The organism is Dyella sp. C9, assembly GCF_003332825.1.
GTDB lineage: Bacteria > Pseudomonadota > Gammaproteobacteria > Xanthomonadales > Rhodanobacteraceae > Dyella.
The window spans coordinates 97,014-121,428 of record NZ_QIRF01000012.1; the positions used below are offsets into that span (position 1 = coordinate 97,014).

Genomic DNA, 24,415 nt, shown 5'->3' on the forward strand with positions numbered 1-24,415 from the left:
GATCGTCTAAGAAGGCGGCCGGCCGCGGCGAAAAGAACGGTGGTAGCTAGTCCTCCCGCGAGCACCCGCCCCTCGCCCCAACCCTCTCCCCGGAGGGGAGAGAGAGTGAAGGCGACGCCGCCGCGCGCCAATTCGAATCCATCCACCGCAGCCTGCTCACCGGCCTGCCCACGCAGGTTGGCCACAAGGACGAGAAGGGCGTTTACCGCAGCACGCGCGAGCGCCGCTTCCAGGTGTTCCCCGGATCTTCCCTGTCGAAGGTGCCGCCGAACTGGATCTTCGCCGCGCAGATCCTCGACGTGGGCGGCCGCGTGTGGGGCATGATGTGCGCCCGCGTCGAACCGCTGTGGATCGAACAGCAGGCTTCGCACCTGCTGCGCGCCTCCTGCCGCGATGCGCACTGGTCGCGCAAGCGAGGCCACGTGGTGGCCTACGAGCAGGTGAGCCTGTTCGGCCTGACCCTGGTCGAGCGCCGCCCGGTGACTTTCCAGCAGCAGGACCCCGCGCTGGCGCACGAAATCTTCGTGCGCGAGGCACTGGTTCGCTGCGATATCGACGCGCGCGCCGACTTCGTGCGCGCCAACCAGCGCATTTTGCAAGAAGTTTTCGCTATAGAGGCCAAGCAGCGCCGCGAGGGCCTGTTGCGCTCCGAGGACGAACTGGTCGGCTTCTTCGAAGGCAAGCTGCCGCAGGACATCGCCGACAGCCGCGCGCTGGATGCGTGGTACCGCAAGGCGCGCCCGGCCGAGCAGGCTGCGTTGCGCTGGTCGCTCGATGATGTGATGAGTAGTGGTGCCGGGCTCGATCCCAGGGCATTTCCGGCGTCGCTCGATGTTCCACCGCAGAAGTATCGGCTGGAGTACCGTTTCGTGCCTGGCGATGATGCCGACGGCGTGACGCTGCACCTGCCACTGGCCATGTTGAATGCGCTGCCCGCCGCGCGCTGCGAATGGCTGGTGCCCGGCCTGTTGCCTGAAAAGGTGGCCGAACTGATCCGCGGCCTGCCCAAGGCGCTGCGCCGCAACTTCGTGCCCGCGCCGGATTTCGCCCGCGCCTTCGTCGAGGCCGAAGCGCCGCGCGACGAGCCGCTGCACAAAGCGCTGGCGGTGTTCCTCAAGCGTGCCACCGGCGTCGATGTCGGTGTGGCCGATTTCGACGTGGTGGAGTTGCCGGCGCATTTCCGCATGCGCTTCCGCCTGCACGACGAGAACGGCAAGACGCTGGCCACCGGTCGCGACCTTGCGGTGATACGCGCGCAATGGGAAGGCCAGGCGCGCGAGGCGTTCTCGCGCAAGACCGACATCGAACTCACCCGCGAGGACATTGCGAGCTGGGATTTCGAGGAAATTCCCGCGCAGGTGCGCTCGGCGGGCGGCCTGCTGGCCTATCCCGCGCTGGTGGACCTGGGCGATGCCGTGGCGCTGCGCGTGTTCGAGCGCAGCGACGAGGCACGCGAGGCGCATGTGCAGGGCGTGGTGCGCCTGCTGCGCCATGCGCTGGCCAGTGACATGAAGCAGGCGCGTCGACGCCTGCCGGTAGGCAACCCGCTGGCGTTGAAGTACGCGCCGCTGGGCGGCGTGGACGGGTTGCGGGAAGACCTCGTGGAAGGCGGCTTCAGCGACCTGTTGCAACGCCACGTGCTGGACGTGCGCACGGCCGGTACCTTTGAGGCACTGCATACGCAGGCGGCGCGCGAGCTGTTCGGCGCGGCGGTGGATCGCCTGAAACTGGCCGAGCCCATCATCGAAGCCCAGGCCGATCTCAAGCCGTGGCTGCAACCGCCGCTGATGGGCTTTGCGCGCGCCAGCTACGACGATCTGCGTGAACAGCTGGACGGCCTGCTGGTGCCGGGCTTCCTGCGCGAGCTGCCGACGTCACGACTGGCGCACTATCCGCGCTACCTCAAGGCCATGCGCCTGCGCGCGGAACGCCTGCGCCAGGATCCGGCCAAGGACCAGCAGCGCATGCTGCAGGTGCTGCCGTTCTGGCGCGATTACCTCAAGCATCGGGCCGCCGGCACGCCTGGACTGGACGAGCTGCGTTGGCTGATCGAGGAATGGCGTGTCTCGCTGTTCGCGCAGGAGCTGAAGACGCCAGAACCAGTGTCCGCCAAACGCCTCACCCGCGCCCTGGAAAACCTGTAGGAGCGCACCCGTCGCGCGGCCGCGGCGCGGGGGTGTGGTCAGCAGTTTGGTTTTCGCGCGCAGCCCAGGGTGGCGGCTTCACCGCTTCGCAGGCTTTTCGCGCACAGGGTGCGCTCCTACTTGACGCGCACCATGCTGGTGGTGTCGTTGCAGCCATCGACCGCCGCCATCCAATTACCCATCAGCGAACGGCGGAGGGTCACCTTCGGGTTGGTGCTGCTCATGCACGAAAGCCGGCTGGTGTCAGCCTGCTTCCAGACCTGCCCATTGTCCAGGGTGAACTCGGTGTGGCCGCTGAAGCCGGCGAATTCACCCTGCAGTCGCGCCTGCACCGGGCCAGCCTTCTCTTTGGTCGGGTAGAACACCGGGTTGCCGGCCTGGTCCACCACCTTGGTCACCACTTTGCCGTGCCCGCTCAGCCAATTGTCGAGGTTCTGCAGTTCCTCGGGGCTGAGCTTGTCCAGGCCTGCGGCCTTGAACTCCTCGGGGCTCATGCGCTGCTGCAGCGGCACGTACTGGTCCGCAGCGAGGGACAGTGAAGGGACAGCCAGGACAGCACTCATCAGCAAGGGCAGCAAGCGGAGCAGACGCATGGGGCAATCCTCTCGAACTGGGAAGAAAACTCGCTGGCGCAGCATACACGGCATGAACCGCTGGTTCATGCGAGGGCGGGGCGGCGAGGCTCGGGTGCACTAGAATGCACGGCATGGTCCAGGCCGCCCTCCATGCAAGCTCGGGTCTCGCCGAGTGGCGCGAACGCGCCGGCAGCGTTCCGCCCGTGCTGGGCGAGGCGCTGGACGCGTGTGCCTCGCTGCCGGTGAACCAGGCCGAGTGCGTCGACGTGCTGGAGCTGCTGGCCATGCTCGGTTGCGACGCGCAGACCCAGGCCGCCGCGCTGTGGTTCGAGGTGGCACGCGTCGATCCGGCGCTGTGGACCCTGCGTGAGCCCACTTTGCCGGCTGAACTGCAGCGACTGGTCGGTGGCCAGGTTGCCGCCGAGCGGGTGTGGGCGTTGCATGCCCAGCACGGCGCCGACCACGGGGCCGAGGGCCTGCGCCGGTTGTTGCTGGCGATCATCCGTGACCTGCGCGTGGTGTTCATCCTGCTCGCGCGCCAGCTGGCCCGCATGCGCGCGGCCAGCACCTGGCCGGACAGTGAGCGGCAGCCGCTGGCAAGACTCACCCGCGACATCCATGCGCCGCTGGCCAATCGCCTGGGTATCTGGCAGTTGAAGTGGGAGCTGGAGGACCTGAGCTTCCGCTACCTGCAACCGGATACGTACAAGCGCATTGCCCGCCTGCTCGATGAGCGCCGCGTGGATCGCGAGGAGTTCATCCGCGAATCGCTGGACGTGCTGCATCGTGCGCTCGATGCCGCCGGCATCCGCGCGGACCTGGCCGGCCGACCCAAGCACATCTATTCGATCTGGAAGAAGATGCAGCGCAAGGCGCTGGAGTTCTCCGATCTCTACGACATCCGCGCCGTGCGCGTGCTGGTCGACAGCGTGGCCGACTGCTACGGCGCGCTCGGCGTCGTGCATACGCTGTGGCCGCACCTGCCCGGCGAGTTCGACGATTACATCGCGCGCCCCAAGGGCAACGACTACCGCTCGCTGCATACCGCGGTGATCGGCCCGCGCGGCAAGACGCTGGAAGTGCAGATCCGCACCCAGGAGATGCACCGCGTCAACGAGCTGGGCGTGGCGGCGCACTGGCGCTACAAGGAAGGCGGCAGCGGCGACAGCGAATTCGAGGCGAAGATCGCCTGGATGCGCCGCCTGCTCGAGCCGCGTCCGGACAGCGAGGGTGACCTCGCCGCCGAGCTGCATACCGAGCTGCTGGAAGACCGCGTCTACGTGCTCACCCCCAAGGGCGAGGTGGTGGACTTGCCGCATGGCGCGACCGTGCTGGACTTTGCCTACCACGTGCATACCGAGGTGGGGCACCGTTGCCGCGGCGCCAAGGTCAACGGCCGCATCGTGCCGCTGACCTTCCAGCCCAGCAGCGGCGACCGCGTGGAAGTGCTCACCGCCAAGGTGGCCGAGCCCAGCCGCGACTGGCTGTCGCCGCACCACGGCTACCTGCATACCTCGCGCGCCAAGGAGAAGGTGCGCACCTGGTTCCGGCGCATTGCCCACGACGCCAACCTCGCCGCCGGCCGCACCATCTTCGAAAAGGAGATCAGGCGGCTGGCGCTGCCTGCTGCGGACATCGGCAAGCTTCCCGCGCACTTCCACTTGAAGACGCATGACGAGCTGCTGGTGGCGCTGGCGCTGGGTGAAGTGGCCCCTGGACAGATCTCGCGCGTGCTGCAGGAGGCGGCTTCACCGGCGCCGGCCGTGACCCAGTCGGCGCCGCCTCCGGCGGCACGTCAGCTGCCGCGCGACCACAGTGCGTTGAGCATCGAAGGCGTGGGCAACCTGCTGACCACGCTGGCACGCTGCTGCCAGCCGTTGCCGGGCGATCCGGTGCGCGGTTTCGTCACCAAGGGGCGCGGCGTGTCCGTGCATCGCGCCGATTGTCCCAGCCTGTTGCGCCTGGCCCGGCGCGACCCCGATCGCGTGATCGAGGTGGAGTGGGGGAAGGCATCGGCGCGCGCCTACGAGGTGGACATCGAGCTGCATGGCTACGATCGCAAGGGCTTGCAGAAGGACGTCACCAGCCTGATCAGCAATGCCGGCACCTATATCATCGCCTCGTCCAGCCGCGTGTTCAGCCGCACCGGCGAAGTGGAGATGCGCTTCACCCTGCGCGTGCGTGATTTCGAGCAGTTGTCGGGGCTGCTGGGCCGGCTGGTGGCGCTGCCCAACGTGGTCGACGCCCGTCGCGTCAGCGGCGGCTGAACGCTGCGCGTTGACAGGCCATAGGCGGGCCGCCGCCGTCCGCCCACGGCTTGCCGGTCCGCCGTGAACGACACCCCGGCGATCTGCGGGCAGACCGGAGCGGTGGCGACAGTGATACTTCATCGGTGTTGCCTTAAGCTGCCGCTGATTGATTCCACCCTCGTGAACCCATGAACGGACGCAAAGACCAGCACGACCACGGGTCGCAGGGCCGCACCGAGCCCACCCTGGGCGACCTCGACCACCTGGACCAGCCGGCGCCCTCCGGCAAGGGTGACGACGGGCTGCCCCGGTTCACGCTGGATCCCGACCTGCGCCGCACGGGGCACGCACGTCCGCCGGCAGCGCCGCGCCCACGCCGCCGCGGCTGGCTGATTCCGCTGGCCCTGCTGGTGGTGATCGGCGTGGGTACCACGCTGTGGATGGAACAGGACCGGTTGCGCGGACTGGTGCCGAGCACCGAACTCGATGGCGTGCTGGGCCGTGCCGAAACCGCCCTGCAGGAAGGCCGCCTGGACGGCAACGACGGCACCAGTGCGCGCGAGCTGTTCGAGGCCGCGCGTGCCCTGCAACCGGACAACGATCGCGCCCGCGACGGCTTGCGCAAGGTGGGGCTTGCCGAGATCGCCCGTGCCGACGCGGCGCTGCAGGCCCACAAGCTCGACGATGCCGACCAGGCGTTGGCCACCGCGCGCGAGTTGCTCGGGGGCGGCAGTGACGTCGACCGTCTCACCCAGGCGCTGGCTGCCGCCCGCAACGGCTCGGTGCAGACCGACCAGCTGATCGAGAATGCGCAGGCCGCCCTTGATGCGGGCAAGCTCGATGGCGATGACGGCGCCGGCGCCCTGTATCGCAAGGTGTTGAGCGCCGACCCGAACAATGCCGTGGCCCAGCATGGCCTGGACAAGGTGGGCGACGCACTCGCCGCGCAGGCCCACAAGGCGCTGGATGCGGGCGACCACGCCACGGCGTCCGCATTGATCGACCGTCTTGGCACGCTGCTGCCCAATTACGGTGAACTGCCGGCCTTGCGCGCCGCGCTGGTGCAGGTGGACCAGCAGAACAACGGTCAGTTGGCCGACGCCATCAAGCAGGGGCAGGACGCGCTGCGCGCCGGCCGCATTACTGGCGACGGCGACGACACCGCGCTGGCGCATTTCAAGGCGGCGCTGGCGATCGATCCGGACAATGCCGACGCCAAGGCCGGCCTTGGCCAGGTGGCGCAGGCGCTGATCGTGCAGGCCGACGCGGCGCTGGACAGTGGCGACAGCGAGCACGCACGCAAGCTGCTCGACCAGGCCGCCGAGCTGGCCCCGCGCTCGGCCGACCTTGCCGCCGCGCGGGCGCGCCTGGGCGACGCGCGCAAGACCGCCGCCGCGCAGGCAGCCAGCGACATCAGCGCCAACGACAGCGCGGCCATGCAGCATCCGGTGCTGAGCCCGCAGCAGAGCGCCGAGCTGGCCCGCACCATCCAGCGCGCCGATACGGCCGCCCGGCAGGGCAAGATCATGCTGCCGCCGGGCGAGAGCGCATATGACCTCTATCGCCAGGCGCTGGCCATCGACGGCAACAACGATGCCGCGCGCCATGGCCTGGAGACCTTGCCGAATCTCGCGATCGGCCAGTTCAACCAGGCGCTGGCCAGCGGCAACCTGTCGGTGGCCAGTGAACGCCTCTCCGACCTCTCCGACCTGTCGCCCGGCGACGCCGGGCAGGGCCAACTCCGTCTGCGCCTGGCCGGCGCCTGGATGGACCAGGCCGAGCAGCAGCTGCAGGGCGGCGACCGCGCTGGGGCTGCGCAGTCGCTGGACAGCGCGCGCAAGCTCGCGCCGGGCAATCCGCGGTTGGCCTCGCTGATGGCGCGGCTGCAGTCCGGCGGCTGAGGGTTCTGGCATGACCATCGTGGTATTCGGGGCCAGCAGTCAGATTGGCCATTTCCTGCTACCCCGCCTGGTGGCGCGCGGTGAAACCGTGGTCGCGCTCAGCCGGCACGTGCAACCGGCCGAGCCGGGCCTGCGCTGGCTGCAGGGGCATTTGCCCGATCGCGTGCCCGATGTGGGCCGGCCTTTGGCCGTGATCAGCTTCGGCCCGCTGCTGGCCTTCGCGCAATGGCTGGGTTCGGTGCCGCTGTCGCCGGGTACCCGGGTGATCGCGACCAGTTCGATGAGCGCCGAGTCCAAGGAAAACTCCGATGTGGCCGCCGAGCGGGCGATCTCGCAGGCCCTGCGCGACGGCGAAGCGGCGCTGGCGGAGGTGTGCGAACGCCAGGGCGCACTGTGGACGGTGTTCCGTCCCACCCTGATCTATGGGGCGGGGCTCGACAAAAGCCTGACCCCGATCGCCCGTCGCGCGATGCGCCTGCGGCTATTTCCCCTGCCCGCCGGACGTGGCCTGCGCCAGCCGGTGCATGCCGACGACATCGCGGCAGCGGTGGTGGCGGCGCTCGACCATCCCGAAGCCGCGGGGCATGTGCTGCCGCTCGGCGGCGGAGAGCGGATCACTGCGGGCGAGATGTTTACCCGGGTCCGCCGCAGCCTGCCGCTGCCGACCCTGCCGGTGCCGCTGCCCGCCTGGCTGCTGCGGCTAGGGCGCAAGGCGGTGCCGCGCCTGCGCGGGCCGCTCACGCGACTGGAGGCCAATCTGGTGGCCGACAACGGCGAGCTGCAGCGCCTGCTGGGCGTCTCGCCACGCCCGTTCCGGCCCGACGCCGGCTGCTGGACCCCGGGTTCGTCCCTGTAATTTCCCGCCTTGGGGCAGGCCATGCGGTCCTCCGGCTGCCCCGCCATCGCCCGCCAGGCGCCACAAACCGTGGGCTGCGTTCAGATGCCCGCCGGTTTGCAGGCCCTATGATCCCCGGGCCTTCCTGTTCAGGATTCTCCCTCTTTGGCCTTCTTCTCCCGCCTCCGCTCGTTCGCCATCGCCATCTGGCCCTGGGTACGCATTCCGTTCTGGGTCTGCATGGGCCTGCTGTTCGGTTTCGTGCTGCCCTACACGCTGGTGTTGAACAAGCGCGTGCAGGACCGCTTCAACGACCTGGTGTTCGCCGTGCCCACGCGCGTGTACGCGCGCCCGTTGCCGCTCTCGGCTGGCGAGCCGATGTCGCCGGCGGCGCTGGAGCTCGAGCTGACCTTCGCCGGCTACAGCAACGACGGCAAGGGCCAGGTGGCCGGCACCTGGACCAAGGAGAGCGGGGCCTACACCATCGCCTCGCGCGGCTATGCCGGCCCGGACGGCGGCGAAGTGCCCAAGCGGGTGCGCGTGGCGCTGGGCAAGGGCCAGGTGGCGAGCGTGAAGGACCTGGCTACCGGCAAGCCGCTGGACCTCACCCACCTCGACCCGGCGCGCATCGCCACCCTCTACGGCTCGCAGCAGGAAGAGCGCCGCATCGTGCGCCTGGCCGACGTGCCGCCGCTGCTGCTCGATGGCCTGCAGGCGGTGGAAGACCGCGACTTCAAGCATCACTTCGGCATCGACCTCAGTGCGATCCTGCGCGCTTCCTTCGCCAACCTGCGTGCCGGCCACACCGTGCAGGGCGGCTCCACGCTGACCCAGCAGCTGGTGCGCAACCTGTTCCTGGATCGCGAGCAGAATTTCTCGCGCAAGCTCAACGAAGCGCTGATGTCGATCCTGATCGAGGCGCACTATGACAAGAGCCGCATCCTCGAGGCCTACGTCAACGAGGTATTCCTCGGCCAGCAGGGCAGCCAGGCGGTGCACGGCTTTGCCGCCGCGTCGGAGTTCTACTTCGGCCGCCGCATGGAAGACCTCAAGCCGCAGGAGATGGCGCTGCTGATCGGCATGGTGAAGGGGCCGAGCTACTACGATCCGCGCCGTTATCCCGACCGCGCGTTGTCGCGCCGCAACCTGGTGCTGGACCAGTTCGTCGAGACCGGCCTGATCACGGCGGACCAGGCCGCGGGCTACAAGGCCACGCCACTGGGCATCGTCACCAACGGCCAGCTGCCGCACAACCGTTTCCCGGCCTTCATGCAGCTGGTGCGTGCACAGATCACCAGCGACTTCGACGACCAGACGCTGTCCAACGGCAACCTGAGCATCTTCACCACGCTGGACCCGGCCGCCCAGTTGTATGCGGAGCAGGCCATCACCACCACCACCAGCGGCCTGGGCAAGCGCGGCGCGGCGGCGCAGGCGGCGGCGGTCGTGACCGAGGCGCAGACCGGCGCCGTGCTCGCCATCGTGGGCAGCAAGGAGCCAGGCGACCAGGGCTTCAATCGCGCGCTGGATGCGCGCCGCCAGATCGGCTCGCTGGTGAAGCCGCTGGTCTACCTGGTGGCGCTGACCAACCCGGAGCGTTGGAACCTTGGCAGCCCGGTGGAGGATTCGCCGGTCAGCATGCGCCAGCCCGATGGCAGCTACTGGACGCCGAAGAACGACGAGGGCGACGTGCACGGCTCGGTGCCGATGGTCGATGCGCTGGTGCATTCGTGGAACCTGGCGACCATCAACCTGGGCATGAACGTGGGCGTGTCGCGCATCCGCGCTTTCCTGCAGTCGTTCGGCCTCACTGATGTCAACCCGAGTCCGTCGCTGCTGATCGGCGCGCTGGACATGTCGCCGCTGCAGGCCACCCAGCTCTACCAATACATCGCCGCTGATGGCCATGCGCTGCCGCTGGTGGCGGTGCGCGGCGTGGTCGATGCGAACGGGCAGACCGTCAAGCGCTACGAAGTGAAGACCGGCCCCGGCGAATACCAGCCGGCGGTGCGCCTGGTGACGTGGGCCATGCAGCAGGTGGCGCGCTCCGGCACAGCGGCCTCGATCGGCAGCTCCGGCCTGGCCTACCTCAATGCGGCGGGCAAGACCGGCACCAGCAACGACATGCGCGACAGCTGGTTCGCCGGCTTCACCGGCGAGCACCTGGCGGTGTTCTGGATGGGCCGCGATGACAACAAGCCCAGCGGGTTGTATGGTGCGACCGGCAGCCTGCGGGCCTGGCAGGAGCTGTTCCGCAAGCTGCCGACGAAGCCGTTGTCGGCGGCACCGGGCGATGGATTGGAAATGGCCTGGATCAATCCGGCCGATGGCAAGCGCACGGAACAGGGGTGCGAGGGAGCGCGTGAATTGCCGGTGGTCGCCGGTACACTGTCGCAAGATGCCGAGGGCTGTTTCTGGCAGCACGTCGGCAATCTGTTTGGCGGCGGTGACCAGGCCCCGGCGCCGGCCTCCACAGCACCCATCCGAGATTGATCATGTCGCGTCACCATCTTCACGCCCTTGCCGTGCCCGCTGCGCTTGCCGTGGCGCTGCTGGCTGCCTGCAGCCAGCCCGTCGCGCCTTCACAGGCCACCCGTCCCACCGTGTCCGACGACCAGATGCTGGCGGCGATCCACGCCGCGGGCGAGAAGGAAAAGTCGGTCATCGACGTGAATCCCTTGCGTGATCCGGGCGTCGCCGCACTGCAGGATTCGGCCGACGGCGACATGCGCACCGGCAAGTACCAGGATGCCGCGGGCAAACTCGACCAGGCACTGAAGATCAGCCCTGATTCGCCGGACCTGCTGCAGGATCGCGCGGAACTGGCGATTCGCCTGAAGGATTACGCCGGCGCCGAGAAGCTCGCCCAGCGCTCCTGGGACCTGGGGCCGAAGCTGGGCCCCTTGTGCGCGCGCAACTGGCAGACCATCGTGGAACTGCGCGAGCACGCGGGCGATGAATCGGGCGCGGCCAATGCCAGCAAGTCGGTGGCGCAGTGCCACGTGGAAGGCATGCAGCGCTACTGAGCGAAAGGCCGACGCCCTCGCGCAGATGCGGGGGCGTCAGCGCCTGCGCTCTTCCATCAGCCCCACCAGGTTGCCGTCCGGATCGCGCAGGAAGGCCAGCCACAGCGTGTGGTCGGACAGCTCCGCCGTGGCCTGCGGCTCGCGCTCGCCGACGGCGCCGCGATCGAGCAGTGCGGCGAACGTGCGGCCGATGTCGCCCACCCTGAAGTAGAGAATGGAATTGCCGCCCACCGCGCCGGCGCCCTGCGGCGTGGACAGCATCAGCCGTACGCCGCCGCAATCGAGGAAGGCGAGGTTGGGGGCGGGGCGGAACAGGAAGCTCAGGCCGAGGATGTCGCGATAGAACGCAAGCGCGGCGTCGACGTCGCTGACCGTGACGGCGATCTGGCCGATGCCGGCGATGGGCGTGGACATGGCGTTGCTCCATGGTGGGCCGCCTGCAGTCTAGGGCATTCGCAGGTGATGCCCGGGTCGGCGATACTGGGCGGATGATCGATCACGAGGACGTTGCCGCGCTGCTCGGCCAGGAAGGCCCGTTTGCCCGCGAGCTACCCAATTTCGCACCGCGCGCCGCCCAGCAGGCCATGGCGCAGGCGGTGCAGCACGCCATTGCCGAGCGCGAGACGCTGATCGCCGAGGCAGGCACCGGCACCGGCAAGACCTTTGCGTACCTGGTGCCGGCACTGCTTTCCGGCGAGCGGGTGATCGTCTCCACCGGCACCAAGGCGCTGCAGGACCAGCTGTATTTCCGCGACCTGCCACGCGTGCGCTCGGTGCTGGACGCGCGCTTGAAGACGGCCTTGCTCAAGGGGCGCTCCAACTATCTGTGCCTGTACCGGCTCGACCAGACCGTGCGCGAAGGCGCCAGCTTCGATCGCGCGCAGGCCGCGCAGCTGGCGGCGGTGCGCGCGTGGTCGGCACGCACGCGACGCGGCGACCGCATGGAGCTGGCCGAGGTGCCGGAGGAGTCGCCGCTGTGGCCGCGCGTGACCTCCACACCGGAGAACTGCCTGGGCGTGGAGTGCCCGTTCTACGACGACTGCCATGTGATCAAGGCGCGCCGCGAGGCACAGGAAGCCGACCTGGTGGTGGTCAATCACCACCTGCTGTTCGCCGATCTCGCGCTCAAGCAGGAGGGCTTCGGCGAGATCCTGCCCGGCGCCAGCGCCTTCATCCTCGACGAGGCCCACCAGATTCCGGAACTGGCCGGCCAGTTCTTCTCGCAGAGCATCAGCGCGCGCCAGATCAGCGAGCTGGCGCAGGACAGCCTGGCCGAATGCAACGGCGTCACCGGCGCCATCGGCCTGCTGCTGGAGCCGGCCGAAGCGGTGCAGGATGCCGTGCGCAGGTTGCGCCTGGCGATGGACGCCTTGCCCGAACGCGGTCCGTTCCACCAGCTGGAAGCAGTGGGCGCCATCGCGCAGGGCCTGCACGAGCTGCGAGAGGTGCTGGCGGATTTCACCGACGGGCTGGCCTCGCAGGCGGATCGCTCGCGTGGCTTCGCCAACGCGCATGAACGCGCCGCGGTGCTCAGCGAACGGCTCGACCGCATCGCCGAGCGAGACAGCGAGCGCGACGTACGCTGGTATGAGCTGTTTCCGCGCGGCCTCGCCCTGCATGCCACGCCCCTGGACCTCGCCGCACCGCTGCGCGCGATGCGCGAGCAGACGCAGGCCGGCTGGATCTACACCTCGGCCACCTTGTCGGTCGCCGGCAGCTTCGATCACTTCGCGCGGCAGCTGGGGCTCGACGATCCGCAGACGCTGCAGGTGGAAAGCCCGTTCGATTACGCCAGGCAGGCGCTGTGCTACCTGCCGCCATCGCTGCCCGATCCCTCGGCGCGCGATTACACCGACCGCGTGATCGACGCCTTGCTGCCCGTGCTCAACGCCTCCAACGGCCGCGCCTTCCTGTTGTTCACTTCGCATCGTGCGCTGCGTCGCGCCGCCGAGCTGTTGCAGGATCGCGTCCCCTGGCCATTGTTCGTGCAGGGCACCGCGCCGCGCCACCAACTGCTGGAGGATTTCCGCCACAGCGGCCACGGTGTACTGCTGGGGGCGGCCAGTTTCTGGGAAGGCGTCGACGTGGCCGGCGAGGCGCTCAGCGTGGTGGTGATCGACAAGCTGCCATTTGCCTCGCCGGACGACCCGGTACTGCAGGCCCGGCTCGAGGCGCTGGAGCAGGCGGGCATCAATCCCTTCATGGGCTGGCAGGTGCCCAGCGCGGTGATTGCGCTCAAGCAGGGCGCGGGCAGGCTGATCCGCGATGTGCATGATCGCGGCGTGCTGGTGCTGTGCGATCCGCGCCTGACCAGCAAGGGCTACGGACGGCTGTTCCTGGCCAGCCTCCCGGCCATGCCGCGCACGCGGGAGCTGGCCGACGTGCAGGCGTTCTTCACCACCCAGGGGCCCGCTCGACCGTAGCGGCGGCACTGGACGCGGGGCGGCACCGGCATGACCATGGTGCACCAGCCACGGGCGGAGGACAGGCATATGGCCAAGGTCATCGGACTAGGCGGCATCTTCTTCAAGTCACGTGATCCCAAGGCGTTGAGCCAGTGGTACGCGCAGCACCTCGGGTTGCCGGTCGACGATTGGGGCGGTGCGCGCTGGTCGGAGGATGGCGAGCGTGCCGGCTACACCCTGTGGTCGCCCTTCGCCGCCAACACGGAATACTTCGGACCGACCACGCAGAGCTACATGATCAACCTGCGCGTGGACGACCTGCATGCCCTGCTGGCCAAGCTGCGTGCCGCCGGCGTCGCCGTGGACGAGCGCGTGGAAGAGAGCGAGTACGGTCGCTTCGGCTGGATCACCGATCCTGACGGCACGCGCATCGAGCTGTGGGAGCCCCCGGCGGCCTGATCGTCGTTTCGCCAGAGTTTGCTGGCTGCCCGGCATCAGGCGGCCAGCGCCTTTGCCCGCGCCTGCGTTTCCATGGGTACTCCCTTTTCAGGAGTGAAGGACATGGGGCACTGGATGCGCGGTTGGACAGCGCGAATTCTCGGCTTGGGCTTGCTGGCGCTGCTGATGCTGCTGCCGCTGTGGAAGGTGCAGTCGCTGGTGGTGGAGCGCCAGGGCATGCGGCAGGCAGCCGTCGACCAGATCGCTCAGGGCTGGGGTGGTGAACAGGTGATAGGCGGGCTGGTGCTGGCCGTGCCCACGCGCCAGCCGGTGGCCGACAGCCAGGGCGTGGTGCGCACGCAGGGCGACGTCACCTACGTATTGCCGGACACCGCCAGCACCCGCATCGGCATGCACACCGACAAGCGGCGTTACGGCATCTACGAAGCGCCGGTGTTCGGTGCCACGGTGGAACTGCACGGCCGCTTCCTGCCGGCCGACATCGTGCAGGCACGCGAGCACGACGCGGCCAGCTGGGATGGCAACAAGGCCGAGCTGCGCCTGGTGCTGGGTGACCTGCAAGGGCTGCAGGAGGTGAACCAGCTGTTGATCAATGGCCGGCCGCAACAGTTCACCTCGTCGGCGGCGAGTTTCGGTGGCTCGTGGTCCACCGTGACGGTGCCCGTGGATCTGGACGCCTTGTCGGGGCAGCCCATCGAGTTCGCCATCAGTCTGCGCCTGGCGGGGACGCAGTCGCTGCGCGCCTTGCCGCTGGCGCGGTCGGTGGACGTGACGATGCAGGCGCCGTGGCCCGATCCCAGCTTCATCGGCAGCGCTTTGCCGGCGGAGCGCAAGGTGGATGCCCACGGCTTCTCCGCGCGCTGGCACATGCTGGAACTCAATCGCCGCTATGGGCAGTCGTGGCATGCCAGCGAGGGCCGGATCGAGTCCATGGTGCAGGCGTCGGCGTTTGGCGTGGCGTTGTACCAGCCGGTGGACGTGTACCAGCGCAACGTGCGGGCAGGGAAATACGGCCTGCTGTTCATCACGCTGACCTTCGTGGCGTTTTTCCTGGTGGAAGTATTGCGGCGGCTGCGCGTGCATCCGGTGCAGTACCTGCTGATCGGCGCGGCGCTCACCTCGTTCTACGTATTGTTGCTGGCACTGTCCGAGCAGATCGGTTTCGGCGCCGCCTACGCGGTGGCCTCCCTCTCAGTGGTGCTGATCATGGGCAGCTATGCCTCGGCGGTGCTGGGCGAGCGTCGGGCCGGGCTGTGGCTGGGCGGCGCGCTGGCGGCGGTGTACGCCATGCTCTATGTGGTGCTGGCGGCGGAACAGTATGCGCTGCTGATCGGCGCCATCGTGCTGGTGGTCACCGTGGCCCTGCTGATGTACCTGACCCGTCGCATCGACTGGTACGCCACCTTGCCGAGCGTCGCCGAGCCGGCACCGGTTATCATGGGGCGGTCATGAACCTGCTAGCCATCGAAACCGCCACCGAAGCCTGCTCCGTCGCCCTGATCCACGGCGACGAGGTGATCGCCCGCAGCGAAATCGCGCCGCGCCGCCACGCCGAACTGGTGTTGCCCATGGCCGATGCGCTGCTTGCCGAAGCGGGCCTGGGCCGGCATGCACTGGATGTGATCGCAGTGGGGCGTGGCCCCGGGGCCTTCACCGGGGTGCGCCTTGGCGTCTCGCTGGCCCAGGGCATGGCGCTGGCGCTGGATGTCCCGGTCATCACCGTGTCCTCGCTGGCTGCGCTGGCGCTGGAGGCGCCGGAGGATGACGCTGCAATCCTCGCCGTGATCGATGCCCGCATGGGCGAGATCTATGCGGCGAGCTATCGCCGCGACGACAACGGCGGCCTGGTTGCACTCGATCAGGAGCGCGTGTGCACGCCCGAGGCGCTGGTATTGCCCGAGGCCTCGCACTGGCATGTGGTGGGCAGCGGCTGGGCGACATATGCCGAGGTGTTGCGTCCGCGGCTCACCGGCGAACTGCGCAGCGCCGAAGGCAGCCGTTTTCCACAGGCCCGTTGCGTGGCAGAACTGGCGGCCATCGAGTTCGCCGCGGGCCGCACGCTCAGCCCCGATCATGCGCTGCCGGTATACCTGCGCGACAAGGTCGCGCTCACCCTGGCGGAGCAGGGCAAGGCCTGACGATCGCCGCCTTTGGATGGCTGCGGTACGCCTCGCCGCAGTGCCACGGCCGCGCCCAAAACAGCCGGGGCATGCCTGCTTGCCCGGTCATGCGCGGGTTCTTGTAAAGCCCTGGGCGCGGCAGGCATAGTCGGCGCGCAGCAAGGCCTTGCCGGGAGGGAACATGCGGGTACGCCTGGAAGATGTGGCACGCGCGACGGGTGTCTCGCCCAAGACGGTTTCCCGCGTGTTGAACGAGGAATCGTCGGTCAAGGAGTCCACGCGCCAGCGCGTTCTCGCCGCGATGGAATCGATGAACTACCGGCCCAGCCCCGCTGCGCGCGGGCTCGCCGGCAGTCGATCGTTCCTGGTCGCCATGCTCTACGACAACAACAACAACCCGGCATCCACCTACCTGGCCGAGATCCAGGATGGCGTGCTCGATGCCTGCGATGCACATCGCTACAGCATGATGGTCAGCCCGGTGCGCATGCGCGACAAGGATTTCACTCGCCGCGTGGATGCGCTGGTGTCCGATCATCACGTCGATGGCGTCGTGCTCACGCCGCCGCTCACCGATAGCGCGCCGTTGCTGCAGCGCCTGAAGGAGCATGGCGTGCCACACGCGAGCATCTCGCCGGTGCAACACAAGGGCACCATCGGCGTATGCATGGACGAACAGCAGGCGGCCAGGGCGCTGGTCGAGCACCTGGTGGCGTTGGGCCATCGCCGCATCGCGCATATCGTCGGCATCGCCGACCACGGCGCCAGCCGCTGGCGCCTGGCCGGCTACAAGGATGCGCTGGCGGGCGCGGGCATTCCGCTCGATCCGGACTATGTCGTGCAGGGCGAATTCACCTTCGGCTCCGGCGTGATCGCGGCGCGCCAGTTGTTTGCACTGCCCGCGCTCCCCACGGCGATTTTCGCGGCGAACGACGACATGGCCGCTGGCGTGATGTGGGCCGCCAACGAGCGCGGGCTCAAGGTGCCGCGCGACCTATCGGTCTGCGGTTTCGACGACACGCCCATGGCCGTGCAGCTGTGGCCGCCGCTGACCACGGTAAGGCAACCCAGCCGCGAGATGGGCAAGCTCGCGGCGCTGCAGTTGATGGACCTGCTGCGCGGGCGCGGCCCGGGCCTGCTCGTGCAGGTTCCCTACGAGCTGATGCAGCGCGAATCCACCGCCGCGGCGCCCTGATCGACCCTTCCCCCGCCGGTCCCGGGACGGCTCTCCATCGACGGAGACGGCCGCAGAGGCCGCATTCCAGGCTTGCCCTGATGTTCCGTGGCTTTGTGAAATAACACATTGTTACTTATGAAATTTATTTTTTGCCGTGCGTGCTGCGCCGCAAATTGACAGCGCTGTCATTTCTGTCAGTCTGCATGGCCGAGGCCCCGAGGGAGGGCCCATCGTTGCCTGAGGGAGAGACCTGTGCCGGCGTCCGTTCGTCGTTTGCGTTTTGCACCCGTGGCCATCGCCCTGGCGCTGGCCGGCATGGCCGGTCGGGCAGCCCTGGCCGAAGACAGCACCACCGTGCACCCGGGGCAGTGGCCGCGCGCCACCTGGCCGCTGCCGCCGGACGCGGCGCTGGAGCATCGTGTCAGTGCGTTGATGGCAAAGATGACGGTGGAGGAGAAGGTGGGCCAGCTGGTGCAGGCCGATATCCTCAGCGTGACGCCCGAAGACGTGCGCAAGTATCACCTCGGCGCCATCCTCGCGGGCGGCAACTCCAAGCCGGACAAGCAGTTGACGGCCAACGCGGCGCAGTGGAAGGCCACCGCCGATGCGTTCTATCGCGCCTCGATGGATGGCGGCGACGGACACGCGGCGATTCCGGTGCTGTTCGGCATTGATGCCGTGCACGGCCACAACGGCGCCGTCGGTGCCACGTTGTTCCCGCAGAACTCGGCGCTGGGCAATGCGCATGACCCGGGGCTGATCCGCGAGATCGGCCAGGCCACGGCAGAGGAGGTGCGGGCCACCGGCCTCAACTGGACCTTCGCGCCCGCGCTTTCAGTGCCGCAGGATGTTCGCTGGGGGCGGTCCTACGAAGGCTATTCGCAGGACCCGCGCATCGTCGCGGCGTACGCCGGCCCGATGGTGGAGGGCCTGCAGGGCAAGGTCGGCACGCCACAATTCCTCGACGGTTCGCACGTGATTGCCACGGCCAAGCATTACCTTGCTGATGGTGGTACGCATGATGGCAGGGACCAGGGCGACGCCCAGCTCAGCGAGGCCGCCCTGCGCCTGCACGTGGCGGGATACCCGCCGGCCATCGACGCCGGCGTGCAGTCGGTGATGGCTTCGTTCTCGAGCTGGAACCAACAGAAGATGCACGGCAACAAGGGCCTGCTGACCGACGTGCTGAAACAGCGCATGGATTTCCAGGGCTTCCTGGTCGGCGACTGGAATGCACACGGGCAGGTGCCCGGTTGCAGCAACGAAGACTGTCCCGCCTCGTTCAATGCGGGCATGGACATGCTGATGGCGCCAGACAGCTGGCGTGGCCTGTACGAGCACACCCTGGCCGAGGTGAAGTCGGGCGTGATCCCGATGGCGCGCGTGGACGACGCGGTGGCGCGCATCCTGCGCGTGAAAATTCGCGCGGGCCTGTTTGAGGCGGGCCTGCCTTCCGCACAACCACTGGCGGTGCATGCCGAGCAGGTGCTGGGCAGCGCCGCGCACCGCGCCATCGCGCGCCGCGCTGTGCGTGAATCGCTGGTGCTGCTGAAGAACAACGGCGGCGTGCTGCCGATCGACCCGCACAAGCACATCCTCGTGGCCGGCGACGGGGCCGACAATATTTCGCGCCAGAGCGGTGGCTGGACGCTCAACTGGCAAGGCACGGGGCTTACCAACGCCAACTTCCCGAACGCGCAATCCATTGGCGCCGGCATCGCCGAACAGGCGAAGGCCGCAGGCGGCGCGGTGGAAATCGCCGCGGACGGACACTACACCGCTCGTCCCGACGTGGCCATCGTGGTGTTCGGCGAAGACCCGTATGCGGAGTTCCAGGGCGATATCCCCAACCTGATGTTTCACCCCGGAGACGAGCACGAACTGGAGCTGATGCGCCACTTCCGCCAGCAGGGTATTCCGGTGGTGTCGGTGTTCCTGAGTGGCCGTCCACTGTGGGTCAATCGCGAGATCAACGCTTCGGATGCGTTCGTGGCTGCGTGGTTGCCGGGTAGCGAGGGCGGTGGCGTGGCCGATGTGCTGTTGCGCCAGGCGAACGGCAAGGTCGCCCACGACTTCCGCGGCACGCTGGCCTATAGCTGGCCGAGTACCGCGGTGGAGGGGCCGCCAGCGCAATTCCCGCTGGGCTATGGCCTCAATTATGCGAGCCACGCCGCCGTGCCCGCACTTGCCGAGCAGTCGGGCATCAGCGGTGACCTGGTGCCGGTGGGCAATTACCTCGATCGCGGCAAGGCCGTGCACGGCTACAGCCTGAGCCTGGTGGGAGCGACCGGTATGGCGGTTTCGGGTGACGTGTCGGCCGTGGGCACCAGCGACGGCAGCCTGCGCATGAGCGCGCTCGACTACAAAGCGCAGGAAGACGCTCGACGATTCGTCTGGGCTCAATCCGGTGCGCAACTGGACGTGCGTGCCCGCACGACGCTGGATCTCGACCGCCAGACCAACGGCGACGTGATGCTCGTGACCACCTTGCGCGTGGACGCATTGCCTGCGCACGAGGCTTCCATCGCCATGGGTTGCGGCGAGCATTGCCAGGGTCGCATCGAACTCGGCGCGCAGCTGGCCACCTTGCCCGTCGGGCAGTGGCAACGCGTGGGTGTGCCGCTGAAGTGCTTCCGTGCCGCGGGTGCCGACATGCATCACATCGATCAGCCTTTCGTATGGAGCGCAGGCAAGGGCAGCGAGCTGGCGATCAGTCGCGTGGCGTTGGGGACCGACGTGGATCGTGTGATCGACTGCGCCAGGTAGGTCCGCCTGCGGCCCCTTGGGCGCACAGGCAGCGAAGGGCGGATATCGCCGCGTGAAACGCGTCGAGGCCGCGAAACACACGGGGTAGGGAAGGGCCCTGTTGACTGCGTCGCAGAATGATGCGGCGAATCGTTCAACCATCCGAGGTCATCTGGCACGCCAGCGGTGAATTGCGATGGGGACGCCTGGACGTCCATTTGCTGTGCACAAGAAGCCGGTCAATGTTGCCGTTGCTTCTGAAATTAAATGAACAAAATCAATATGTTGTCTTGTGGTTGAGAGTTGTTGCCACGCGTCAAGCTTCTGCGTGGCAACCGCTTTATGATCCCCATGACAGCGCTGTCATCCATGAAAATGACAGCGCTGTCACTTGGGGGCTAGAACAATCGCGTCGCCGTCGAGGGCGGTGACACAACACCATCGAATGTTTTGGAGGGGAAGCCAAATGAAGTTGCGCTACTCGGCGTTGTACGTCGCCATGTCTCTGGTGCTCGCCCCGGGCACCGTGCTGGCGGCCGATCAGGACGGCTCATCGCAGGCCCAGGCCACACCCAGTGCGGCCCAGCCGGCGGACAAGAAGGTCAAGCAGCTCGATGCCATCTCGGTAACCGCGACCAAGCGCGAGACACCGCTGCAGAAGACGCCGGTGGCGGTGAGCGCCATCACGCCCGACACGCTCGACAAAGAGCGCGTGATGACCGTACAGGACCTCACCAAGCTCGTTCCGGGATTGCAGGGCACCAGTGAAGGCGACCACGGCGTGGTGACCCTTACCTTGCGCGGTATCGGCAACGACAGCGCCAAGACCGAGTACGCCGATCCCGAGGTGGCCACCTTCGTCGACGGCGTATACGCGCCGCGCGCCGAGGCTGCTTCCGGCCTGTTGCTGGACATGGATGGTGTGGAAGTGCTGCGTGGTCCGCAGGGCACGCTATGGGGCCGCAATTCCACCGCCGGCGCGATCAGCTTCCAGACCGCCAAGCCGGACATCAACGCGGGCTTCTACGGCAACGCGCAGGTCGAGGCTGGCAACTACAACCAGATGGGTGCACGCGCTGCGTTCAATCTGCCGATCAGCAGCACCTTCGCGATGCGCGTGGCGGTGGTGCACGAACAGCACGACGGCTACGTGGACTACCAGAATCCCGCCAGCGAGTTGCCGTCGGTGGCGCAGCAGCAGGCGACCTACCTGGCCGCGGGCGGCGACCCGGCCAAGTTCCAGCCGATCAATGCCGACCAGTTCATCCATGGCGGCCAGAAGTACAGCGCGCAGGACCAGTCGGCGGTTCGCGTCAGCGCGCTGTGGCAGCCCAGCGATGCGTTCAAGTGGAACATCTCCTACGAGTACTTCATCGACCGTGGCACGCCCAGCCTCAGCCTGATGCAGACGCCGCGCCAGGGCCAGGATTTCTGGTCGGCGCTGATCGACGTGGCGCCTTACCTGGACCGCACCAGCAAGACGGTGCGCAGCCGCATGGACTGGGACATCAACGACGGCCTCGAGCTGAGCTACATCGCCGGCTACAACCGCTACTCGGGCAAGAGCGACTACGACCAGGATGTCGGTGTCGAGGTGCCCACCAGTTTCACCACGGGCGGCGTCTACCAGGATGACCGCACCAACTACTCGAACTACGAAAGCTACAGCCAGGAAATCGATCTCAAGTCGCGCGGCCAGCAGACCATCGACTGGATCGTCGGCGCGTACTACGCGTACGAAGACAACAACATCCGCTTCGACATCCCGCAGATGAACGGCACCCAGGACGGCACCGTGGCCTGGCAGGGTTCCTTCATCCAGCCGAAGGAAACGGTGGAGTCGTCGGCGATCTTCGGCCAGGCCACCTGGCACATGTCCGACCACTGGCGCCTCACTGCCGGCGCGCGCTGGTCGCACGACACCAAGGAAAACGACGGCGGCGTCAACTGGGGTTGGGACTACGACCCGACCGTGCCCCAGGTGCCGATCGCGCCCAGCACCATTCCGGGCCCGGAGAACGGCTTTGCCGTGTCCACTTACAACAGCGCCAAATACAGCAAGAGCAAGGCCACCTGGCTGGCGCGCGTAGACACCGATGTCGGCGAGAACGGGCTGCTCTATGCGAGCGTGTCCACCGGCTACAAGTCCGGCGGCACGCAGGACGGCGGTGCGCTGTACAAGCCCGAGACGCTCACCAACTACGAGATCGGCAGCAAGTTCACCTTCCTCGACGGCCACATGACGTGGAACTCGGCCATCTACTACGAGGACTTCAAGAACTTCCAGCTGTCCGCGCCGATCACTTATCCGAACGGCAACCTTGGCCTGGGCTTCTCCAACGTGGGCGGCAGCACCGAGGTGTTGGGCTTCGAATCGGAACTGGCCTATCAGCAGAAGGACGACCGCGCGGACCTGATCTTCTCGGCCATCCCGAAGAAGAAACTCGGCACGTTGATCTATGCGGGCAGCAACGACTACCAGGGCCTGCCGGCGTGCCCCCCGCAGTCGGGTCTGGCCAGCTGCATGAACGTGACGGGCAACGACCTGCCGCATGCGCCGAACGTGTCGCTTACCGCGATCTACGAGCATGACTTCCACCTGGGCAACGGCGGCCGCCTCACGCCGCGCTTGAGCGCGCAATACCAGAGCGCCCAGTGGCTGAGCTATTTCAACCTCGGCGATGGCGACAAGCAGAAGGCCTACACCCGTGGCGACGTCTCGCTGCGCTACACCGAGCCGGGTGACAAGTGGTGGGTCAATGCCTACGTGCAGAACATCACCGACGGCAGGGTGCGCACCAGCGCCGGGCGTTTCCTGATGCCCGATGGTTCGTTCGAGTACGTCTCGCAGTACCTGGCGCCGCGTACCTATGGCATCCAGCTGGGCGTCTGGTTCTGATCGTATGCCGGCGGCGTCCCACCGTGCCCGCGCCGCCAACGTTTTGCCGTTCTGCCGGCGACAGGTTCCAGGCCTTCGCCAGCCCTCCCCATGAATGGCGTATTCGCCGGATCCCTTTGGGGGATCCGGTTTTTTTCTTTGTGATCGGCGTGATCGATACGCGCGCCGGGTCGGCTAGGGAGAACACATGGCTCGCCTCAAGAATGTGCTGGTGGTCGGTGGTGGTACGGCGGGTTGGCTTGCCGCCTGCTATCTCGCCAAGGCCGTGAATGCAGTGCATCCCGACAGCGTGCAGGTGCACCTGGTCGAATCGCCGGACATCGGCCTGCTCGGCGTGGGCGAGGCGACGTTTCCTTCCATCCGCGGCACCTTGTCGGCCATCGGGCTGGACGAGCGCCGGTTCCTGGTGGGTGCCACCGCGACCTACAAGCAGGGCATTCACTACCGTCACTGGGTGCGGCCACCGGGCACGCCGGGCAGCGATCATTTCTTCCATCCCTTCAGTCTGCCCAGCCAGCGTCCTGGCGGCCCTGAACTGCTGCCGTACTGGCTGCTGGGAGAGGCGCCCCATGGCATGCCGTTCGCCGACGCGGTGTGCATGCAGTCCACCTTGGTGGATCATTTCCGCGCGCCCAAACGCGCCACCGATGCGGATTACCAGGGGCCGATGAACCATGCGTTCCATTTCGACGCCGCCTGTTTCGCACGCGTGCTGGCCGAGCATGGCCAGCAATCATTGGGCGTAAAGCGTCACGTGGCGACGGTGGAGCGCACTGAACTGGACGAGCAGGGTGCCATCGCCCGCGTCATCACCTCCGCGGGCGAACTCAGCGCCGACCTCTACGTCGATTGCACCGGCTTGCGGGGCAGCCTGATCGGTGGCGTGATGCAGTCGCCGTTCCGTAGCCGACGCGACGTGTTGTTCGCCGATCGCGCGGTGGCCATGCAGGTGCCCTACGAGCGCGCCGATACGCCGATTCCGTCCTACACCATTTCCACGGCGCAGGAGGCCGGGTGGATCTGGGACATCGGCCTGCAGAAGCGCCGCGGCGTGGGCTACGTGTACTCGTCTCGCCATACCGGCCAGGAGCGCGCCGAGCAGGTGTTCCGCCGCTATCTCGGGCCCGTCGCCGATGAGCTGACGCCGCTGCATATCAAGTTCGAGACGGGATATCGCCCCGAGCACTGGCGCAAGAACTGCGTTGCCGTGGGGCTGGCCGGTGGCTTCGTCGAGCCACTCGAATCCACCGGCATCGCGCTGGTCGAACTGGCCACCTACCTGCTCACCCACCTGCTGCCATCGGACACCGATGCGATGGAGCGTGCGGCAACGCACTTCAACGCAATGATGGTGGCCCGCTACGACCGCATCATCGATTTCATCAAGATGCACTATTGCCTGAGCCAGCGTCGCGACTCGCCGTTCTGGATCGACAACACCGACCCCGCGAGCATCCCGCAGACGCTGCAGGACAAGCTGGCGCAGTGGAAGCACCGCCCGCCGCATCGGCTGGACTTCGTCAACGATTTCGAGATGTTCCTGGTATCGAGCTGGCAGTACGTGTTGTACGGCATGGAATTCCGAACCGACCTGGAGCCCATGCGCGGCGCCTATCCCCGTGCGGAAGAGGCGCGCCGCGAGTTCGCCATGATCCAGCGTGCCGCGTCGCAAGCGTTGACCGACCTGCCCGACCACCGTGCCTTGGTCGAGCGACTGTGCGAGGAGCATCTGCGCAGTCGGGCAAGGGAGGGCGCCGCTGCGTAGTGGGGCAGGGATGCTGTTGCCGGCGGGGCATGGGATGGAACCCGTGCCCCGTTTTTCTTGAAGACCCGCCGGAACTCGGCGGCCCATGCAACCCTGTAACCTGTGCGCGGCCGCG

Annotated in this window: 15 protein-coding genes and 1 pseudogene; 14 read left to right on the plus strand and 2 right to left on the minus strand. The window is 67.6% G+C overall.

Going from position 1 to position 24,415, the window contains the following annotated elements; genetic code table 11:
* Positions 1–119 precede the first annotated feature (119 nt).
* A pseudogene (locus DVU99_RS19970) lies at positions 120–2,144 on the plus strand (DUF3418 domain-containing protein); the annotation flags it as partial.
* 116 nt (positions 2,145–2,260) lie between these two features.
* Here DVU99_RS19970 and DVU99_RS14080 read toward each other — a convergent pair.
* Positions 2,261–2,737: a hypothetical protein gene (locus tag DVU99_RS14080; RefSeq protein ID WP_114240858.1), complete on the minus strand. Its 477-nt coding sequence runs from the start codon at positions 2,735–2,737 to the stop codon at positions 2,261–2,263.
* A gap of 113 nt (positions 2,738–2,850) precedes the next feature.
* Here DVU99_RS14080 and DVU99_RS14085 point away from each other — a divergent pair, with 113 nt between their 5' ends.
* The 5 genes from DVU99_RS14085 (at position 2,851) to DVU99_RS14105 (ending at position 10,730) form a co-directional block, all read left to right on the plus strand.
* Positions 2,851–4,986 carry a bifunctional (p)ppGpp synthetase/guanosine-3',5'-bis(diphosphate) 3'-pyrophosphohydrolase gene (locus DVU99_RS14085; RefSeq protein ID WP_114240887.1) on the plus strand — a complete coding sequence of 712 codons (2,136 nt, stop codon included), beginning with the start codon at positions 2,851–2,853 and terminating at the stop codon, positions 4,984–4,986.
* A gap of 170 nt (positions 4,987–5,156) precedes the next feature.
* Positions 5,157–6,869, plus strand: a complete 1,713-nt coding sequence (locus tag DVU99_RS14090; protein ID WP_114240859.1) for a hypothetical protein — start codon at positions 5,157–5,159, stop codon at positions 6,867–6,869.
* 10 nt (positions 6,870–6,879) lie between these two features.
* Positions 6,880–7,725 (plus strand): SDR family oxidoreductase, encoded by an 846-nt coding sequence (locus tag DVU99_RS14095; protein WP_114240860.1) that lies wholly within the window; start codon positions 6,880–6,882, stop codon positions 7,723–7,725.
* 144 nt (positions 7,726–7,869) lie between these two features.
* Positions 7,870–10,197 carry a penicillin-binding protein 1B gene (gene mrcB, locus DVU99_RS14100; RefSeq protein ID WP_198670334.1) on the plus strand — a complete coding sequence of 776 codons (2,328 nt, stop codon included), beginning with the start codon at positions 7,870–7,872 and terminating at the stop codon, positions 10,195–10,197.
* Positions 10,198–10,199: 2 nt separating this feature from the next.
* A complete protein-coding gene (locus DVU99_RS14105; RefSeq protein ID WP_114240861.1) occupies positions 10,200–10,730 on the plus strand; it encodes a tetratricopeptide repeat protein in 531 nt (176 codons plus the stop codon).
* 36 nt (positions 10,731–10,766) lie between these two features.
* Here the strand turns inward: DVU99_RS14105 and DVU99_RS14110 are convergent, their stop codons facing one another.
* A complete protein-coding gene (locus tag DVU99_RS14110) occupies positions 10,767–11,144 on the minus strand; it encodes a VOC family protein (RefSeq protein ID WP_114240862.1) in 378 nt (125 codons plus the stop codon).
* A gap of 74 nt (positions 11,145–11,218) precedes the next feature.
* On the opposite strand from DVU99_RS14110, the gene DVU99_RS14115 reads away from it, so the two are divergent.
* The 8 genes from DVU99_RS14115 to DVU99_RS14150 all read left to right on the plus strand — a co-directional run bounded on the left by DVU99_RS14115 (position 11,219) and on the right by DVU99_RS14150 (position 24,300).
* Positions 11,219–13,153, plus strand: coding sequence for an ATP-dependent DNA helicase (locus DVU99_RS14115; protein ID WP_114240863.1), 1,935 nt, complete (start codon positions 11,219–11,221; stop codon positions 13,151–13,153).
* Between the two features lie 69 nt (positions 13,154–13,222).
* Entirely contained in the window at positions 13,223–13,594 is a 372-nt protein-coding gene (locus DVU99_RS14120) for a VOC family protein (RefSeq protein WP_114240864.1), read from the plus strand.
* 102 nt (positions 13,595–13,696) lie between these two features.
* A complete protein-coding gene (gene creD / locus DVU99_RS14125; protein ID WP_114240865.1) occupies positions 13,697–15,046 on the plus strand; it encodes a cell envelope integrity protein CreD in 1,350 nt (449 codons plus the stop codon).
* Positions 15,043–15,732, plus strand: a complete 690-nt coding sequence (gene tsaB / locus DVU99_RS14130) for a tRNA (adenosine(37)-N6)-threonylcarbamoyltransferase complex dimerization subunit type 1 TsaB (protein ID WP_114240866.1) — start codon at positions 15,043–15,045, stop codon at positions 15,730–15,732. Before creD ends, tsaB begins: the two co-directional genes overlap by 4 nt.
* 163 nt (positions 15,733–15,895) lie before the next feature.
* On the plus strand, positions 15,896–16,909 hold the full coding sequence (locus DVU99_RS14135) for a LacI family DNA-binding transcriptional regulator (protein WP_114240867.1): 1,014 nt from the start codon (positions 15,896–15,898) through the stop codon (positions 16,907–16,909).
* Positions 16,910–17,143: 234 nt separating this feature from the next.
* The gene (locus tag DVU99_RS14140; RefSeq protein WP_343126330.1) at positions 17,144–19,657 is read left to right on the plus strand and encodes a glycoside hydrolase family 3 N-terminal domain-containing protein; all 2,514 of its coding nucleotides are present in this window, start codon (positions 17,144–17,146) and stop codon (positions 19,655–19,657) included.
* A 445-nt stretch (positions 19,658–20,102) separates the two neighbouring features.
* Positions 20,103–22,535: a TonB-dependent receptor gene (locus DVU99_RS14145; protein ID WP_114240868.1), complete on the plus strand. Its 2,433-nt coding sequence runs from the start codon at positions 20,103–20,105 to the stop codon at positions 22,533–22,535.
* Between the two features lie 187 nt (positions 22,536–22,722).
* The gene (locus DVU99_RS14150) at positions 22,723–24,300 is read left to right on the plus strand and encodes a tryptophan halogenase family protein (protein WP_114240869.1); all 1,578 of its coding nucleotides are present in this window, start codon (positions 22,723–22,725) and stop codon (positions 24,298–24,300) included.
* The last annotated feature ends 115 nt before the right edge of the window (positions 24,301–24,415 follow it).

What these genes read in the sequence shown, in the direction of transcription:
- DVU99_RS14080 (WP_114240858.1), bottom strand. Translation starts at nt 2,737, where the DNA reads ATGCGTCTGCTCCGCTTGCTGCCCTTGCTGATGAGTGCTGTCCTGGCT.
- DVU99_RS14085 (WP_114240887.1), top strand. Translation starts at nt 2,851, where the DNA reads ATGGTCCAGGCCGCCCTCCATGCAAGCTCGGGTCTCGCCGAGTGGCGC.
- DVU99_RS14090 (WP_114240859.1), top strand. Translation starts at nt 5,157, where the DNA reads ATGAACGGACGCAAAGACCAGCACGACCACGGGTCGCAGGGCCGCACC.
- DVU99_RS14095 (WP_114240860.1), top strand. Translation starts at nt 6,880, where the DNA reads ATGACCATCGTGGTATTCGGGGCCAGCAGTCAGATTGGCCATTTCCTG.
- DVU99_RS14105 (WP_114240861.1), top strand. Translation starts at nt 10,200, where the DNA reads ATGTCGCGTCACCATCTTCACGCCCTTGCCGTGCCCGCTGCGCTTGCC.
- DVU99_RS14110 (WP_114240862.1), bottom strand. Translation starts at nt 11,144, where the DNA reads ATGTCCACGCCCATCGCCGGCATCGGCCAGATCGCCGTCACGGTCAGC.
- DVU99_RS14115 (WP_114240863.1), top strand. Translation starts at nt 11,219, where the DNA reads ATGATCGATCACGAGGACGTTGCCGCGCTGCTCGGCCAGGAAGGCCCG.
- DVU99_RS14120 (WP_114240864.1), top strand. Translation starts at nt 13,223, where the DNA reads ATGGCCAAGGTCATCGGACTAGGCGGCATCTTCTTCAAGTCACGTGAT.
- creD (WP_114240865.1), top strand. Translation starts at nt 13,697, where the DNA reads ATGGGGCACTGGATGCGCGGTTGGACAGCGCGAATTCTCGGCTTGGGC.
- tsaB (WP_114240866.1), top strand. Translation starts at nt 15,043, where the DNA reads ATGAACCTGCTAGCCATCGAAACCGCCACCGAAGCCTGCTCCGTCGCC.
- DVU99_RS14135 (WP_114240867.1), top strand. Translation starts at nt 15,896, where the DNA reads ATGCGGGTACGCCTGGAAGATGTGGCACGCGCGACGGGTGTCTCGCCC.
- DVU99_RS14145 (WP_114240868.1), top strand. Translation starts at nt 20,103, where the DNA reads ATGAAGTTGCGCTACTCGGCGTTGTACGTCGCCATGTCTCTGGTGCTC.
- DVU99_RS14150 (WP_114240869.1), top strand. Translation starts at nt 22,723, where the DNA reads ATGGCTCGCCTCAAGAATGTGCTGGTGGTCGGTGGTGGTACGGCGGGT.